General features: G+C 55.2%; 17 protein-coding genes. 8 read left to right on the plus strand and 9 right to left on the minus strand.

Going from position 1 to position 16,944, the window contains the following annotated elements; translation table 11 throughout:
* Position 1 precedes the first annotated feature (1 nt).
* Positions 2-985 (minus strand): 2-keto-3-deoxygluconate transporter, encoded by a 984-nt coding sequence (gene kdgT, locus OGV82_RS17020; protein WP_012133890.1) that lies wholly within the window; start codon positions 983-985, stop codon positions 2-4.
* Positions 986-1,374: 389 nt separating this feature from the next.
* On the minus strand, positions 1,375-1,995 hold the full coding sequence (sodA, locus tag OGV82_RS17025) for a superoxide dismutase [Mn] (RefSeq protein ID WP_024130664.1): 621 nt from the start codon (positions 1,993-1,995) through the stop codon (positions 1,375-1,377).
* A 288-nt stretch (positions 1,996-2,283) separates the two neighbouring features.
* On the opposite strand from sodA, the gene rhaT reads away from it, so the two are divergent.
* Complete coding sequence (gene rhaT, locus OGV82_RS17030; protein WP_012133892.1) at positions 2,284-3,318, plus strand: L-rhamnose/proton symporter RhaT; 1,035 nt, start codon at positions 2,284-2,286, stop codon at positions 3,316-3,318.
* Here the strand turns inward: rhaT and rhaR are convergent.
* Positions 3,315-4,163, minus strand: a complete 849-nt coding sequence (gene rhaR, locus OGV82_RS17035; protein ID WP_047459845.1) for an HTH-type transcriptional activator RhaR — start codon at positions 4,161-4,163, stop codon at positions 3,315-3,317. The genes rhaT and rhaR overlap by 4 nt on opposite strands.
* 153 nt (positions 4,164-4,316) lie before the next feature.
* Positions 4,317-5,153, minus strand: coding sequence for an HTH-type transcriptional activator RhaS (gene rhaS, locus OGV82_RS17040; RefSeq protein WP_012133897.1), 837 nt, complete (start codon positions 5,151-5,153; stop codon positions 4,317-4,319).
* A gap of 300 nt (positions 5,154-5,453) precedes the next feature.
* Here rhaS and rhaB point away from each other — a divergent pair, with 300 nt between their 5' ends.
* The 5 genes from rhaB (at position 5,454) to rhaM (ending at position 10,728) form a co-directional block, all read left to right on the plus strand.
* A complete protein-coding gene (gene rhaB, locus OGV82_RS17045) occupies positions 5,454-6,923 on the plus strand; it encodes a rhamnulokinase (RefSeq protein WP_047459849.1) in 1,470 nt (489 codons plus the stop codon).
* Positions 6,920-8,179 carry an L-rhamnose isomerase gene (gene rhaA / locus OGV82_RS17050; protein ID WP_012133900.1) on the plus strand — a complete coding sequence of 420 codons (1,260 nt, stop codon included), beginning with the start codon at positions 6,920-6,922 and terminating at the stop codon, positions 8,177-8,179. Before rhaB ends, rhaA begins: the two co-directional genes overlap by 4 nt.
* Positions 8,180-8,322: 143 nt before the next feature.
* The gene (gene rhaD / locus OGV82_RS17055; protein ID WP_012133901.1) at positions 8,323-9,150 is read left to right on the plus strand and encodes a rhamnulose-1-phosphate aldolase; all 828 of its coding nucleotides are present in this window, start codon (positions 8,323-8,325) and stop codon (positions 9,148-9,150) included.
* A gap of 118 nt (positions 9,151-9,268) precedes the next feature.
* Entirely contained in the window at positions 9,269-10,417 is a 1,149-nt protein-coding gene (gene fucO / locus OGV82_RS17060) for a lactaldehyde reductase (protein WP_047459853.1), read from the plus strand.
* Entirely contained in the window at positions 10,414-10,728 is a 315-nt protein-coding gene (gene rhaM, locus OGV82_RS17065) for an L-rhamnose mutarotase (protein ID WP_012133904.1), read from the plus strand. The genes fucO and rhaM overlap by 4 nt, the downstream gene beginning before the upstream one ends.
* 138 nt (positions 10,729-10,866) lie before the next feature.
* Here rhaM and OGV82_RS17070 read toward each other — a convergent pair whose 3' ends face one another.
* A complete protein-coding gene (locus OGV82_RS17070) occupies positions 10,867-11,415 on the minus strand; it encodes a helix-turn-helix domain-containing protein (protein WP_012133905.1) in 549 nt (182 codons plus the stop codon).
* Positions 11,416-11,516: 101 nt separating this feature from the next.
* Here OGV82_RS17070 and OGV82_RS17075 point away from each other — a divergent pair, with 101 nt between their 5' ends.
* A complete protein-coding gene (locus OGV82_RS17075; RefSeq protein ID WP_047459858.1) occupies positions 11,517-12,176 on the plus strand; it encodes an AzlC family ABC transporter permease in 660 nt (219 codons plus the stop codon).
* A complete protein-coding gene (locus tag OGV82_RS17080; RefSeq protein ID WP_012133907.1) occupies positions 12,176-12,499 on the plus strand; it encodes an AzlD domain-containing protein in 324 nt (107 codons plus the stop codon). Before OGV82_RS17075 ends, OGV82_RS17080 begins: the two co-directional genes overlap by 1 nt.
* An 88-nt stretch (positions 12,500-12,587) precedes the next feature.
* Here the strand turns inward: OGV82_RS17080 and OGV82_RS17085 are convergent, their stop codons facing one another.
* The 4 genes from OGV82_RS17085 to OGV82_RS17100 form a co-directional block, all read right to left on the minus strand.
* Positions 12,588-12,800 (minus strand): YdgH/BhsA/McbA-like domain containing protein, encoded by a 213-nt coding sequence (locus tag OGV82_RS17085; protein ID WP_012133908.1) that lies wholly within the window; start codon positions 12,798-12,800, stop codon positions 12,588-12,590.
* Between the two features lie 98 nt (positions 12,801-12,898).
* Positions 12,899-13,681 (minus strand): formate dehydrogenase accessory sulfurtransferase FdhD, encoded by a 783-nt coding sequence (gene fdhD, locus OGV82_RS17090; RefSeq protein WP_320337724.1) that lies wholly within the window; start codon positions 13,679-13,681, stop codon positions 12,899-12,901.
* A 216-nt stretch (positions 13,682-13,897) separates the two neighbouring features.
* Positions 13,898-14,509: a DUF1120 domain-containing protein gene (locus OGV82_RS17095; protein WP_012133910.1), complete on the minus strand. Its 612-nt coding sequence runs from the start codon at positions 14,507-14,509 to the stop codon at positions 13,898-13,900.
* The gene (locus tag OGV82_RS17100) at positions 14,509-16,932 is read right to left on the minus strand and encodes a fimbrial biogenesis outer membrane usher protein (RefSeq protein ID WP_047459861.1); all 2,424 of its coding nucleotides are present in this window, start codon (positions 16,930-16,932) and stop codon (positions 14,509-14,511) included. The genes OGV82_RS17095 and OGV82_RS17100 overlap by 1 nt, the downstream gene beginning before the upstream one ends.
* Positions 16,933-16,944: the final 12 nt, after the last annotated feature.

Below are 16,944 nucleotides of genomic sequence, written 5' to 3' on the forward strand. Positions count from 1 at the left end.
TTTATTTCACCGTACCGCGAATATCGATTTCCGCCGCTCTGGCCTTCACCTTCCGCGACCAGACTGAGGTAATGATCGGCACCAGAATCGAAGTTACGATAACCGATGTGGCAACCAGCGAGGTCGCGGCGGGCGCCATCGGTTTAAACGCCGGAACCATCTCTGCGATCAGCACGGGCGTGGCTACTGCGGCGCCCGCAGAACTTGAGGCGGCAATACCTGCCGTACCGTCACCACCGCCGATAAACTTGTCAGCGATGATTAACGGGATGCCGGTGATAATAATGACCGCCACACCCAGCAGAATCCCCAGTACGCCCGTCTGTGCAATCACGCTCAAATCAATGGTGTTGCCCAGCGCAAAGGCGAAGAACGGGATCAGCGTCTGTACCGCTTTGCTGAAGAATTCCCGCAGTTCCGGGTCGAGATTCCCCAGCGCGAAACCAATCAGGAACGGCAATACCGCCCCCACAAATACATGCGGTTCAAACGAGGCAATCCCGGCGGTTCCCAGAATAACCATCGTCATCAGCGGCCCTGACTCCAGCGACATCAGGACAAATGCCCCGGCCTCTTCTTTGGTGCCGTACTGCTGCATGATGGAGGCGTACAGCCCGCCGTTGGTCATGTCCATAGAAGCCACCAGCGCCAACGTAGACAGCCCGGCGAAGAAGCCCGCTTCCACCCCATGTTCCGGGATAACGCGTGACGCAATAGCGGCCACCACCCAGGCAACCGCAATTTTGGTCACCACCAGCGTCCCGGATTTACGCAGTACGGTGCCTGTGGCGCTCAGTTTGATCGACGCGCCCATACAAAAGAACCAGACCGCCAGAATCGGCACCGTACCGGTGATCATACCGTTTGTGAATGAGCCGAAGTATTTCCCTGCGCCGGGCGCGAAGGTGTGGCATAGCGCGCCGAGGAACAACGGAACGAGCATCATGCCACCCGGGACTTTTTCTATCGTGCGTTTAATCTGCATTTCCTTCACCTGTAGACATAAAAACGGGCAATTTTTATGGGCGAATGCGCCTTACTTTGAGGCACACCCGCGTTGATGAAGAAACGATAGACATTCATTCGAACAATAAAAGTGATCCCAACCACATAACAAAACTATGTTTCATTTTTTATGGATTGACGTTTTTAATTTGACATAAGTCACACCAGGCAAGCCCAAAAGCGCCTAAAAGAAAGCCCCCGCAGGTTATGCCTGCGGGGGCTGAATTCAATGCCGGATGGCGGCTAACGCCTTATCCGGCCTACAAATTGTAACTCTGTGCCGGATGGCGGCTAATGCCTTATCCGGCCTACAAATCGACAAATCCTCTTCGTAGGCCTGATAAGCGCAGCGCCATCAGGCAAAAAGACTTATTTTTTCGCCGCGAAACGCGCAGCAGCTTCGTCCCAGTTCACCACGTTCCAGAACTCTTTGATGTAGTCCGGGCGACGGTTCTGGAATTTCAGGTAGTAAGCGTGTTCCCATACGTCCAGACCCAGGATTGGGAAACCGGAAACGCCGGAAATGGCCTCGCCCATCAGCGGGGAGTCCTGGTTAGCGGTAGAGACAACCGCCAGTTTGTCGCCCTGCAACACCAGCCAGGCCCAACCGGAACCGAAACGCGTTGCCGCCGCTTTTTCAAACTCCGCTTTGAAGTTATCAACGGAACCGAAATCACGTTCGATAGCCGCTTTCAGGTCGCCCTGCAAAGCGGTGCCTTTTTTCAGGCCTTTCCAGAACAGGCTGTGGTTAGCGTGGCCGCCCGCGTTATTGCGCAGTACGGTTTTTTTGTCCGCCGGAAGCTGATCCAGTTTGGTGATCAGTTCTTCAACCGGCAGGTTCGCGAATTCAGGCAGGTTTTCCAGCGCCGCGTTAGCGTTGTTGACATAAGTTTGATGGTGTTTGGTATGGTGGATTTCCATCGTCTGCTTATCGAAGTGCGGTTCCAGCGCATCATAAGCGTACGGCAGGGATGGCAGTGTATAACTCATAATCATCTCCATTATTGTCGAGCGGCTGAAGTGTTAATGCCGCGTAAGCAGTTGGTTCATTATAGTTAATTAAATGATATTGAAAATGCTTATCAATGCCGTAGTTTTAATAAGGATATAACTTTTCATTATGTTCTTGAATATGTGAGCCAAATCACCCGTATAACGTGCTGGTTGCCAGGAAGGAAGAAATGTCGGCAATCCTCAAAAGGTTAATCAACTGCGCAATTTTTACACTCATCAGGTCGGGAGGGTCACACCGGCAATAAAAACGATGAGGATTAAGTCATGAGTAACGCGATTACGATGGGTATCTTTTGGCATTTGATAGGTGCGGCCAGTGCAGCCTGTTTTTATGCCCCGTTCAAACAAGTTAAACAATGGTCCTGGGAAACCATGTGGTCAATCGGTGGGATTGTCTCCTGGCTTATCCTGCCCTGGACCATCAGCGCCCTGCTGCTCCCGGATTTCTGGGCCTATTACAGTTCCTTCAACCTATCCACCCTGTTGCCCGTATTTCTGTTCGGCGCAATGTGGGGCATCGGTAATATTAACTACGGCCTGACCATGCGCTATCTCGGCATGTCGATGGGGATCGGCATCGCGATTGGTATTACGCTGATCGTCGGCACCCTGATGACCCCCATCATCAATGGAAACTTTGATGTGCTGATCAATACCGAAGGCGGACGAATGACGCTGCTGGGCGTCCTGGTGGCGCTGATCGGCGTTGGCATCGTCACCCGCGCCGGGCAGTTAAAAGAACGCAAAATGGGGATCACCGCCGAGGAGTTCAACCTGAAAAAAGGTCTGCTGCTGGCGGTGATGTGCGGTATTTTCTCCGCCGGGATGTCCTTTGCGATGAACGCCGCCAAACCGATGCATGAAGCCGCTGCCGCGCTCGGCGTCGATCCGCTGTATGTCGCTCTGCCAAGCTACGTGGTCATCATGGGCGGCGGCGCGCTGATCAACCTGGGTTTCTGTTTCGTTCGTCTGGCAAAAGTGAAAAACTTGTCGATAAAAGCCGACTTCTCGCTGGCAAAATCGATGATCATCACCAATATCCTGCTGTCCGCGCTGGGTGGCCTGATGTGGTATTTGCAGTTCTTTTTCTACGCCTGGGGCCACGCTCGCATTCCGCCGCAGTATGACTACATCAGCTGGATGCTGCACATGAGCTTCTACGTGCTGTGCGGTGGGATTGTGGGTCTGGTGCTAAAAGAGTGGAAAAACGCGGGTCGTCGTCCTGTCAGCGTTCTCAGTCTGGGTTGTGTGGTCATTATTATTGCCGCCAACATCGTCGGCATGGGAATGGCAAGCTAATCGTTTTGCGTACTGTGATGACGCCACTGGCTGGGCGTCATCCCGGTTTCCCGCGTAAACACCACCGAAAAGTAGTTACTGTCCTCAAAGCCGCACTGCATTGAAATCTCACTGATCATCAGGCGGCTGTGCTGAAGCAAATACTGCGCATGGCAGATGCGGATCTGGCGAAGATACTGGTTGATGGTCATCCCGGTCTGTGAGCGAAACTGCTGTCGCAGCACCCGCTCGCTGCACTGCTCCTGGTCGCAAAACGCATCCAACGCAAAGGGGCGCTCCAGGCTGCCGGCCAGCGCGGTAATCAATTTATCCAGCAACGTTTCGCTCGCTCTGGTCGGGAGATCATCGGTAGCATAGCGGTGTCTTTTTAGCGTCATCACCAGCTGACCAAATAGCAGTTCCGCCATCTCATTCGCCAGCGGATCGCCCTGATTGCTCTCATGTTCAAGCTGGCTGATAACCTGCCGCGCCTGATTCATCCCCACGCTGCCCAGCCGCCAGTGCGGGCGCCGTTCACTGCCGTTAAAGCCCGGAATGGCGCTTTCCCAGCCAAGATTCAGGGTCAACCGCTCCGGGCAGTAAATAATATTCTGCAAAACCAAATCGTTAACGGAGGTGTAGGAGTGTCTGTCCTCGGCGCGAATATAAAACAGATCGCCGCGCGTGATGCGGTAAGGGCGATCGTTGAGCACATGCAAACCGTTGCCGCGCCAGACCAACACCAGTTCACAAAACTCGTGTGTATGTTCCGCGAACACATTTTGCGGATAGCGATCGGCAACCGCGACAGCCTGGCCGTCATTCGCAAAAAAGTCTTTTTTCAGAAGGACTAACTGATTTGCCACCGCAGCACCTCACGTTGAATGCTTGCCGGATGGCGCTACGTTTGTCTGGCCTACAGATCGCCGCCGTAGGCCGGATAAGACGAAGTCGCCATCCGGCATTGAAGGGGACGATTATCAGCAAATTGGCGACAAAAAACGGTGATAGCTTTCGCGTTACTGTAGCAATGCGTCCCGCCCCTGACGAATATCCCTGGGCGACCAGTCAAATTCCCGGCGAAACAGCGTCGAAAAATGGTTACTGTCGCCAAAACCGCAGCGATACGCGATATCTGTGACGCTTTCATCACTGTGACGCAGCAGGTGGCGAGCCTTGATAAGCCGCAGACGGTTAAGATAGCGCTGCGGCGTCAGGCCGGTCTGTTGTTTGAGCTGACGATGCAGCGTGCGCAGCGAGAGCGAAAACTTGTCGGCTATCGATTCCCAACACACCTCTTCAGCAAAATGATCCTCCAGCCAGGCCAGCAACTGATTCAGCCGCGCATCGTTATTGGCCGCCCCTTCCATCAGGCTGCTTTTACGCAGCAGCACCAGCAACTGCATAAACAGAATTTCACGGTTGGCGACCGCAGGCGTGTCCATCTCGTCTCCGGCGTTTTCCATCTGCGCCACCAGTTGCCGCACCTGCTGCAACGCGCTCTGATTCACGCGCCAGTGTGACGGATACTGCCCATCCTGTTCCTGCGGCAAGAGCTGGTTCAGCCCCGCCAGAAACTGAAACGCGTCCGGCGAGCGATAGAGCACATTCGTCAGACACAGGTTGTCGGTGTGTTCATACAGATGTCTGTCATGATCGCGAACAAAGCAGACCGTACCGCCGCTAATGGTGTAGGGCTGCCCATTGAACACATGAATGCCAGTGCCATGTTCAACAATCACAATCTCATGAAAATCATGATGATGTTCAGGAAAAGCGGACTGAGGAAGCCGGGGTTCAATGGCCACGGGCGCTTTACCTGACGGAAAAAAATCCACGCTATGCAGTACGGTCATGATGGCTTCCTGATATGAGAAACATGTCAGAAATAGTAATTAAGGGTTACTACCCTCACCTTAAATTTTTAACGCCAAAGCGCGCAAACCCGGTCGTTTTTTCAAGAAAGGACGGGAAAGATCAGGAAATGCGGACGCCGTCACATCCGGCCAATTCACGCTGATAAACGGAAATTGTGAACGCTATCACGTTCACCTTTGCCTCCTTGCCAGCGGCCAATTTAACCTGTCAGTAACAGGAAGGTACGCCTTCCTGGGGGTTCTTAGACTGAGTGCAATGAAACTCAGAAGGACTTCACCATGACTTTTCGCCATTGTGTCGCTGTCGATCTCGGGGCATCCAGCGGGCGCGTAATGCTGGCGCGTTACGACAGTGAACAACACGCCCTGACGCTGCGTGAAATCCACCGTTTCGCGAACTGTTTGCAAAAAACAGACGGGTTCGACGCCTGGGATATCGACAGCCTGGAAAATGAAATTCGCCTTGGACTGGAGAAAGTCTGCGATGAAGGTATCCGTATTGACAGCATCGGCATTGATACCTGGGGCGTGGACTATGTGCTGCTCGACAAGCACGGCCAGCGCGTCGGTCTGCCCGTATCTTATCGCGACAACCGTACCACGGGGGTGATGCAGCAGGCGCTGGCGCAGCTCGGTAAGCATGATATCTATCGCCGCAGCGGCATTCAGTTTCTGCCGTTCAATACGCTGTATCAGCTCCGCGCGCTGGTTGAACAACAGCCTGAACTTATCCCGCAGGTGGCGCATGCCCTGCTAATCCCCGACTATTTCAGTTTCCGCCTGACGGGCGAAATGAACTGGGAATACACCAACGCCACCACCACGCAGCTCGTCAATATCAACAGCGATGACTGGGACGATACCCTGCTGGACTGGACCGGCGCCAACAAAGCCTGGTTTGGCAGACCTACCCATCCGGGCAACGTGATCGGCTACTGGATCTGCCCACAGAAAAATCAGATTCCGGTGGTCGCCGTCGCCAGTCACGACACCGCCAGCGCGGTGATCGCCTCTCCACTGGCCGATAAAAACAGCGCTTATCTCTCTTCCGGCACCTGGTCGTTGATGGGCTTCGAGAGCAGAACGCCTTACACCGATGACGCGGCGCTGGCGGCGAACATCACCAATGAAGGCGGCGCAGAAGGCCGCTACCGGGTGCTGAAAAACATCATGGGGCTTTGGCTGCTTCAGCGCGTACTGAAAGAGCACCAGATTACCGACCTGCCCGCGCTGATCGCCGAGACCCAGTCGCTTCCGGCCTGCCGTTTCCTGATAAACCCGAATGACGATCGCTTTATCAACCCCGCCGATATGAGCGCGGAGATTCAGGCGGCCTGCCGTGAATCCGGCCAGCCGGAACCCACCCGTAACGCCGAACTGGCACGCTGCATTTTCGACAGTCTGGCGCTGCTGTATGCCGATGTGTTGCAGGAGCTGGCGAACCTGCGTGGTGAAGCCTTTAGCCAGCTGCACATCGTCGGCGGAGGTTGCCAGAACGCCCTGCTGAACCAGCTGTGCGCGGATGCTTGCGGCATTCGCGTGATGGCCGGGCCGATTGAGGCTTCCACCCTCGGCAATATCGGCATCCAGCTCATGACGCTGGACGAACTGAACAACGTTGACGACTTCCGTCAGGTGGTGAGAACCAACTACGACCTGACGACCTTTACCCCAAATCCTGACAGTGAAATTGCCCGCCACGTTGCGCAGTTTCAATCAAAACGACAGACAAAGGAGCTTTGCGCATGACCACTCAACTTGAACAAGCCTGGGAACTGGCGAAACAACGTTTTGCTGCGGTAGGTATTGATGTCGAGGAGGCGTTACGCCAGCTCGATCGTCTGCCGGTATCAATGCACTGCTGGCAGGGCGACGACGTCGCCGGATTCGAAAACCCGGAAGGATCGCTCACCGGCGGTATTCAGGCCACCGGTAACTATCCCGGTAAAGCGCGCAGCGCCAGCGAGCTGCGCGCCGACCTGGAACAGGCGCTAAGCCTGATCCCGGGGCCAAAACGCCTGAACTTACACGCAATCTATCTGGAGTCTGACACGCCGGTGTCCCGCGACCAGATCAAGCCGGAGCACTTCAAAAACTGGGTGGAATGGGCAAAAGCGAACCAGTTAGGGCTGGACTTCAACCCCTCCTGCTTTTCTCACCCACTGAGCGCTGACGGCTTTACCCTGGCGCACGCGGACGACAACATTCGCCAGTTCTGGATTGACCACTGCAAGGCCAGCCGCCGCGTATCCGCGTACTTCGGTGAGCAACTGGGCACGCCGTCGGTGATGAACATCTGGGTCCCGGATGGCATGAAAGACATCACCGTTGACCGCTTAGCGCCGCGCCAACGCCTGCTGGAGGCGCTGGACGAGGTGATCAGCGAAAAACTGAATCCAGCGCATCACATCGACGCCGTGGAAAGCAAACTGTTCGGTATTGGCGCGGAAAGCTATACCGTCGGCTCCAACGAGTTCTACATGGGCTACGCCACCAGCCGCCAGACCGCGCTGTGCCTCGACGCGGGCCACTTCCATCCGACCGAAGTGATTTCCGACAAGATTTCCGCCGCCATGCTGTATGTGCCGCGCCTACTGCTGCACGTCAGCCGCCCGGTACGCTGGGACAGCGACCACGTCGTGCTACTGGATGATGAAACCCAGGCAATTGCCAGCGAAATCGTGCGTCATAACCTGTTTGACCGCGTGCATATCGGCCTCGATTTCTTCGATGCCTCCATCAACCGTATCGCCGCGTGGGTTATCGGCACGCGCAATATGAAGAAAGCGCTGCTGCGCGCGCTGCTGGAACCAACCGGGCAGCTGCGTCAGTTAGAAGCCAGCGGCGATTACACCGCCCGCCTGGCGCTGCTGGAAGAGCAGAAATCCCTGCCGTGGCAAGCCGTCTGGGAAATGTATTGCCAGCGTCACGACACGCCAGCCGGCAGCCAGTGGCTGGAAAGCGTCCGTGCCTATGAAAAAGAGATTCTGAGCAAACGTAGCTAACCGCGACGCCTGACTTGTAGGCCGGATAAGACGTTCCGCGTCGCCATCCGGCAATAAATGAAACACGATTGCCGGATGGCGCTGCGCTTATCCGGCCTACGTAAGACCCGATAACGTTCGGGCAATAAATGGGAACACCGAACATGCAGAACATTACCCACTCCTGGTTTGTCCAGGGAATGATCAAAGCCACCTCCGACGCCTGGCTGAAGGGCTGGGACGAACGCAACGGCGGCAACCTGACGCTGCGTCTGGATGAGGCGGATATCGCGCCGTTTACCGATGATTTCCACCAGGAGCCGCGCTATATCGCGCTGAGTCAGCCAATGCCGCTGCTGGCGAACACGCCGTTTATCGTCACTGGCTCCGGCAAATTCTTCCGCAACGTACAGCTCGATCCGGCAGCGAATTTAGGCGTGGTGAAAGTGGACAGCGACGGCGCGGGCTACCACATTCTGTGGGGGCTGAATCATGAGGCGGTTCCAACCTCCGAGCTGCCGGCTCACTTCCTCTCCCACTGCGAGCGCATTAACGCCACCGATGGCAAAGACCGCGTGATTATGCATTGCCACGCCACCAACCTGATCGCGCTGACCTACGTGCTGGAAAACAACACGCCGCTTTTCACCCGCAAACTGTGGGAAGGCAGCACCGAGTGCCTGGTGGTGTTCCCGGACGGCGTCGGCATTCTGCCGTGGATGGTGCCGGGCACCGATGAGATCGGTCAGGCCACCGCGCAGGAAATGCAGAAGCATTCGCTGGTGCTGTGGCCCTTCCACGGCGTGTTCGGCAGCGGCCCGACGCTGGATGAAACATTCGGCCTGATCGATACCGCCGAGAAGTCTGCGGAGGTGCTGGTCAAAATCTATTCAATGGGCGGTATGAAGCAAACCATCACGCGTGAAGAACTGGTAGCGCTTGGCAAACGCTTTGGCGTGACTCCGCTTGCCAGCGCATTAGCGTTGTACTGATTCTTCCCGCAATCCAATGCCGGATGGCGGCTTCGCCTTATCCGGCCTATGCCGTAGGCCCGATAAGCGCAGCGTCATCGGGCAATAGGGTAACGCGTCAATCTTAAGGAGAATATTCATGAGCTTCATGTTGGCACTTCCCAAAATTAGCCTGCATGGCGCAGGCGCAATCGGCGATATGGTTAACCTCGTCGCGAATAAGCAATGGGGTAAAGCGCTGGTCGTCACTGACGGGCAACTGGTAAAACTGGGCCTGCTGGACAGCCTGTTTGCCGCGCTTGACGCGCATCAGATGTCATACCACCTTTTCGACGAGGTTTTCCCGAACCCCACTGAAGAACTGGTGCAAAAAGGGTATGCGGCATATCAGGACGCGCAGTGTGATTACATCATCGCCTTCGGCGGCGGCAGCCCGATCGATACCGCCAAAGCGGTCAAAATTCTGACGGCGAACCCTGGCCCCTCTACCGCCTATTCTGGCGTCGGCAAAGTCAAAAACGCGGGCGTTCCGCTGGTGGCGATTAATACCACCGCCGGTACGGCAGCGGAAATGACCAGCAATGCCGTCATTATCGACTCCGCGCGCCAGGTCAAAGAGGTCATCATCGACCCGAATATCATCCCTGATATCGCGGTGGACGACGCCAGCGTTATGCTGGACATCCCGCCATCCGTCACTGCCGCCACCGGCATGGATGCGCTGACCCACGCCATTGAGGCCTATGTCTCGGTTGGCGCGCATCCGCTTACCGACGCCAATGCGCTGGAAGCCATTCGGCTGATTAACCTATGGTTGCCGAAAGCGGTTGATGACGGCCACAACCTCGAAGCGCGTGAGCAGATGGCGTTTGGCCAGTATCTGGCGGGTATGGCGTTCAACAGCGCTGGCCTTGGTCTGGTACACGCGCTGGCGCATCAGCCGGGCGCCACACACAACCTGCCGCACGGCGTCTGTAACGCCATCCTGCTGCCGATCATTGAGAACTTTAACCGCCCGAACGCGGTCACGCGTTTTGCCCGCGTCGCCCAGGCGATGGGCGTCGATACTCAAGGTATGAGCATTGAGGCGGCGAGTATGGAAGCGATCAATGCAATCCGCGCATTGAGCAAACGCGTCGGCATTCCTGAAGGTTTCAGCACACTGGGCGTCACGAAAGACGATATTGAAGGCTGGCTGGACAAAGCGCTGGCAGATCCGTGTGCGCCGTGCAATCCACGCACCGCCAGCCGCGATGACGTCCGCGAGTTGTATCTGGAGGCGCTATGATCCGCAAAGCGTTTGTGATGCAGGTGAATGCCGACGCACACGAGGAGTATCAGCGTCGCCATAATCCCATCTGGCCGGAGCTGGAAAGCGTATTGAAAGCGCATGGCGCGCATCACTATGCGATTTACCTCGATAAAGAACGCAACCTGTTGTTCGCGACCGTCGAGATTGAATCGGAAGAGCGCTGGAATGCCATCGCCAGTACCGACGTGTGCCAGCGTTGGTGGAAGCATATGCGCGACGTGATGCCTGCCAACCCGGATAACAGCCCGGTGAGCGCAGAGTTAAAAGAAGTGTTTTACCTGGCGTAGGCTGTCTGAAACCGGATGACTCAACGCCGGATGGCGACGCTAACGCGTCTTATCCGGCCTACAGGTAGCAAACGGCACAAAATTGTAGGCCGGATAAGCGCCAGTGCCATCCGGCGTCATAAACCTCATCGCGCGGAATTAATTTTGCTCGGCCACCAGGATCGCCTGCGTATCCGCTTCCAGCGCTTTAAAAATGTGCTCCTGATCGGCGGGATAACAAATATAATCGCCCTCGCCTAACTCTTCCGGCGCCTCTGTCAGCCCGACAAGCGCTTTCCCCTGCGTCACAATAATATGCTCCACCGATCCCGGCGGATGTGGATGTGAAATACGATCCGCCCCCGGCTGCGTCAGCAGCAGGTAGATATCGCGCCGCGCCCCTGGCGGACAGGCAGCCAGTAAAATAGCCTGATAGTGGGCCTGTTCCGCCACCACTTTTGTCCCTTCTCCGCGACGAATCACCTGCGTTTTTTGCGCCTGCGGCTCCAGCAGACGTGCAAAGGGAATATCCAGGGCCACGCAAAGCGCCCAGAGCGTTTCCAGGCTAGGATTTCCATTGCCCGCTTCCAGTTGCGACAGGGTAGATTTCGCAATCCCCGCACGCCGGGCGATTTCCGCCAGCGACAGGCCGGTACGCTGACGTTCGCGCACCAGGCTTTTCGCGATCACGCTAATGGGCTGTGTCATTCACGACTCCGCGTTCTTTATATCGAACGAATCGTTCGACTTGTAAATCAATTCTGTTGCGTTCATTATAATGGAAATTCGTTCGATATGGCTAAAATAGTATGAAACATCACCTCTCATGTCTCAGCGGAGACACGATAAAAGCGATATTTTTAGTGTGTCTGGCCGTTGGCGTCGTCGGGATGTCCTACGGATCGCTGGCGATGGCCTACGGCTTCCCGATTTGGGTGCCGTTTGTACTCTCCATTTTTGTCCTGGCGGGGGCGTCCGAATTTATGTTTATCGGCATTGTCGCCAGCGGCGGGAACCCACTGGCCGCCGCCGCTGCCGGTTTGCTGGTGAATGCCCGCCATATTCCATTCGGCGTAACGGTACGTGAACTGGTAGGCACCCGCGCCGCCAGCTTTCTGGGCTGCCATATCATGAATGATGAAAGCGTCGTCTTTGGTCTGTCGCAAAAAACACGGCAACAGCGCAAAGCCGCCTACTGGCTGTGCGGCGCGGGCGTCGCAATTTTTTGGCCGCTGGGCGCACTGCTTGGCGCGATGGTCGGCAAACTGCTCCCGGCACCGGAAACCATCGGTCTGGATGCGGTATTTCCCGCCATTTTATTGGCGTTAGTGATCCCGGCGTTCAGGAATCGCACCACGCTGATCCGCGCCTGTAGCGGCGCCGGGCTGTCGCTTGCCGCTGTCCCCTTCGCACCGGTCGGGTTGCCGGTACTGCTCTCTCTGCTTGGCTTACTGACGAGGAAAAAATAATGGGCAACATGACGCTGTTTATCGTCGGTATTGCTGTGTTATCGGCAGGCACCTATCTGATGCGTCTTGGCGGAGCAAAGCTCGGCAACCGGCTGGCGCTCTCCGAACGTTCTCAGGCGCTATTGTCGGATGCGGCAACGGTATTGCTGTTTTCAGTGGCGCTGGCAACCACGTTTTATGAAGGCGAACATTTTGCCGGAATGGCGCGGGTACTGGGCGTCGCGTTCGCTGTTTTCCTGGCGTGGCGCAAAATGCCGCTGATTGTGGTGATTATCGCTGCGGCGGTGGTGACAGCACTGCTAAGGCTGGCGGGTATGCACTAAATATGAGGCATTTATCGGAATAGTAAAACAGTAAACGCAGAAACGAAAAAAGCGCCCTGAAGGCGCTCTTTCGACAGTTTTGAATCACTTATTTCAGAAGTTCAGCGGTCATATGCACGCGGTTACCGGAGTATGCGGAAGTGATTTTGTAATCACTGGCGCCAGCCTGCTGAGCCTGAGCGGCGATTTTTGCTTCTGCGCTTTCCAGAGTAGAGCCCGTCGCGGTAACAGACTGAGCGGCGAAAGAACCGAAAGAAGTAGCGAGAGCGATAACTGCGACAAAAGTTTTGATGCTTTTCATGATATAAACCCTTTAACTTAGTTGTTTGAGTAAGGCACCGTGCCTTGATGTGATAAATAATAGGCCGGTATTCGAACAACTAAAAGCGGAAGGATTTGCTATTCTTTTTCAAATTTACTGAATAAAACTCCACCTGTCATCAAACGCCGTGGATGCGTATAAATTGTCGCCTTGCCCGGCTTGCAAAAACCCACCAGCGTCAGGTTACAGCGCTCAGCCACGTCAACCGCTAACGTGGTGGCAGCGGAGACGGCAAACAGAATTTCAACGCCGCACATCGCCGATTTCTGCACCATTTCATAGCTGGCGCGACTGGAGACCAGCACCGCGCCCTGCTGCCAGCTTTCGCCTTCCGTCGCCCGGCGCCCCAGCAGTTTATCCAGCGCGACATGGCGACCGACATCTTCATGCCCGCCCGCTAATTCACCGGACGGCATCACCCACGCCGCCGCATGAGTACAGCCGGTAAGCTGACCAACCGGTTGAAAATCAGACAGATGCTTCAGCGCGCGATCAAGATTCGCCAGGCTAAAGGTTTGGGTAAACGGGAGCGGCGTAATGGGTTTGCCGATGTCATTCAGCTGCTCCACGCCGCAAACGCCGCAGCCGGTACGCCCGGCCAGGGCGCGACGACGTTCTTTCAGCCCCATAAAACGGCGGCTGGAAAGCTCAATCTGCACTTCAAGGCCGTTGCAGGAAGGAACGACGTCCATGCCATAAATATCCTGCGGACATTCAATAATGCCTTCCGACAGTGAAAAACCGATCGCGAATTGCTCCAGATCTTTCGGCGTGGTCATCATCACCACATGGGAAATGCCGTTATAGACCAGCGCGACAGGAACTTCCGTCGCCAGCATATCCGGTTTTGATTGCGTCAGGCACCCGCGCGTCCAGACGGCATGAGAAACAGCGCCCTCCGGGGATGAATTTTGATGGTCAGACAAAGCAGCTTCCTGGTATGGACTCACGATAAGAGAGATTGCGTTCAGGCAGGATGAGAGCGCCTTTGCGCATTTAACTGCGGTTATTGTCCTCCATTATTTTTGTGAGGTCAAAACCGGGGCAAAACCGCCCCGGTCGGCAGGATGAGAACGCTAGTTAGCCGCGAGAGCGTCAAACGACACGGTGTAGGTTTCTTCCAGATCCTGCGTATTGCTGGTCTGGAAAGCTTTATCGGCAAGATAAGTGGTGATCATCAGTGTTGCAACCCACTGTTTTCCTGCCACTTCCTGGCCGTTTACCGCAGCAGCGGACATATCCGGCAACAGCGTCATTTCCGCAGCGCCGCCCGATACCTGCGCCGCGCCCCGGGGAACCGAAGCCAACTGAACGGGAGCGTTATCGACTCTGGCATTTTTCATTTTAATCGACATCGCGCCGTTGTCAGAAAACCGCCAGGCCTGCCCCTGCCGGGCGGGGCCATCCACAAAGAGCCGAATTTTATGTTCATCAGTACAGATGACGGAGACCTGTAACTCCCGGGTGACGGAGGCATAACCGTGATACATATTCCCGGCGTATTCGGTGCTCCCCTCCCTCATATCCTCCCTGCGGAACCGCCCATAGTCGACCTGTTTTGTCGAAGATAAAATCTGACAGTCGCCTTCTTCCGCCAGCGCGGATGGCACATTCCCACACAAGAAACCCGCCAGTAATACAGGCATAAAAACGCTAAGGTGTTTCATGGAGCCAGCTCCCTGTTTCATTAGAGACATTTCCCTTTTATCTCCTCGTAGAATTTCTGCGGATCGGCTTCCGGCAGGGTGTAGTTCAGTTTGCATCGTCCACCGTCCACCTTCGCATACAGCTGATGGCTTGCTGATATATCATTCAGGAAGATCAAACCGTCCTCTGGCGCGGAAGTGATGTATTCCCCGGCGTCGTTGACAATGGAGACGCCTTTCGGCAACGGAGTACCGTCTGCACGCATGACAGAGAGCAGCACGCGCCGCTGACTCAGCGTGGTGAATTGCCATTTCGCGACCGCCCCGTGCGATGCTTTAATCGCCGTCCGGCCATTATTGACGTCAAGATTGCCCGGAAGACTTTGGGTATTGAGTTCCAGCGTACTTTCATGGAACGGCGTCAATGACGGGACGACGGCCTGGCCCCATTTATCGGTCCAGACGGGCCCGCGCGACGTCACAATTTCGATACCGGCAACAGGCTTGTCCAGTTGGGTAATGGCATACGTGTCCGCGACCGGATACGGTGAGAAGGTCACGCCATCGTCATGCGCCACAATGCCGCCACTCAATGCGGCAGAGTAGTTCGTATTGCTGTCGTTATCGCCGCCAGCCGCCACGGACAGCGTGGTATAGTGAAGATTGCTGTTGAGCGAGCTATCCCAGTCGGTAACACTTTCGTCCTGATCGCGAGACACGCCGACCGTGTATTGGTTGTCGTCATTCAGCGACCCCATCGCCCGCGTGCCATAAGAGCTTCTTCCTTCACTCTCGCGATACCACGAGTTCGTTGAAACACCGGTACGGCCTAACGGAACAGAAACGTTCACGTAGAACATATCGTGATCGCTCTCATCCCCACGACTGATATCCGATTCCCAGTTCACGCTGACGCTGAAATATTTATAGGTTTGCGACCAGGAAGAGATAATGCGGCGGCTATTATAGTCGCTGTCCCAGGCCTCATTACGGTAGTAGCCGAGCGAAAAACGCCCCAGAAGCGTATCCGACCAACTGACCGCGACGTTCGTATCGTATTTCGTTGGGGAGTAATCATCGTCGTCGCTATACAGTTCCTGCATTTCGCGATAGTCCGCCGTGCCGTAGCTGCCGCCCAGCGAAATCCCCATCCCCCAGGGCAAGGAATACCCAAGATCCAGCGTGGTTTTGTGCCCATCAGTCTGGCTACGGTTATCGATCGACCCAAGAAACCCGAGCGAGGCATATAAATTCTGTACGGGAACGGTATCCACATTGGCAGAGAAACCGTAATAGTGGTTATCCGCCATCACCATTCCGGCCATGAGATTCATGCGATTATTCACTGACCAGCCATCGGACGCCGACACAATCCAGGGTTGCTCAAAATTCGTGTCCATATCTTCCGCACGCCCCACGGCCAGAGAAAAGCCCGGCGCCCTGCCGACATGGTTGCTACGAAACGTGCTCGCCGATACGGTAAAATGGCTTTCGCTTCCATCGGTCTCCGTCACCGTGATATTCAGGTCGGTGTTGAGGTTAGCAATGGGCACATCGGTTAAGGTAAAGGGGCCAGCGGGAACAAGCGTTGAATAGATGATCTGCCCACCCTGGCGAATATCCACGCGCGCCTGAGAATATCTGGCGATCCCCGTCACCTCGACGCCGCTCCCCTCGTTCGGTAACAGGGTATTATCCGGCATGACTTGCACACCGTAGACCGATGGAATACTAAAGCGGCTGTTGGCAATGTTGATTTGCCCGCCCTGCACCATCACGCCATAGTCGGCGAAAGTGCGTTGCGCGTAGGTATAATACGAGTCGGTCTCTAATTCCTGGTCGCTGCCGTCGCTGACGAATTGCGTGCTGCGCACAATCCAGTCACCCGCATTAAAACCAAGTTCAAACGTTGACTGAAAGCGGTCTGAATTATCGCCGTCATATTTATAATGCGTGCCAAACATGGAGTAATTCAGCATTGCGGCATGACCACCGCGAACGTCCGCGACCTGTCGGTTATTATCTGGATCAATCGCTTCCTGCGGAACAACCAGCGACATTTCTTCTGTTTCAGGCGTAGCGCTAACGGTTGCCGTAGACCAGTATTGATGGATCAGCGGGCAGGTTTCTCTTTTTATTTTCGTGATGAGTCCTGCGCTTTCCAGAAATGCTTTATCAATACAGGGTTGCCCTTCCTCATTAAACTTAACCGACATGACACTGTGTTTCTTGCCATTAATAATAACGGTCACATTATGGACACCAGGAGTGAACCGGGACGCTAAGGAATAATAATCAGCAATCACAGGATCGAGACCATTAGATTCTAATGCATCAGTATCAAATACCGCTCTCGCCAACTCCATCGTTCCAGTAGAGGTCGGCATTATTTCCGCTCGTATACTGAAAGCGATTGCCGTCAGACAAAACACAATAATTCCTTTTTTAGCGGAACCGCGAATCATAACCACTCCATG

This window comes from Citrobacter sp. CK191, assembly GCF_030333435.1.
In the GTDB taxonomy this organism is placed as follows: Bacteria; Pseudomonadota; Gammaproteobacteria; order Enterobacterales; family Enterobacteriaceae; genus Citrobacter_B; species Citrobacter_B koseri.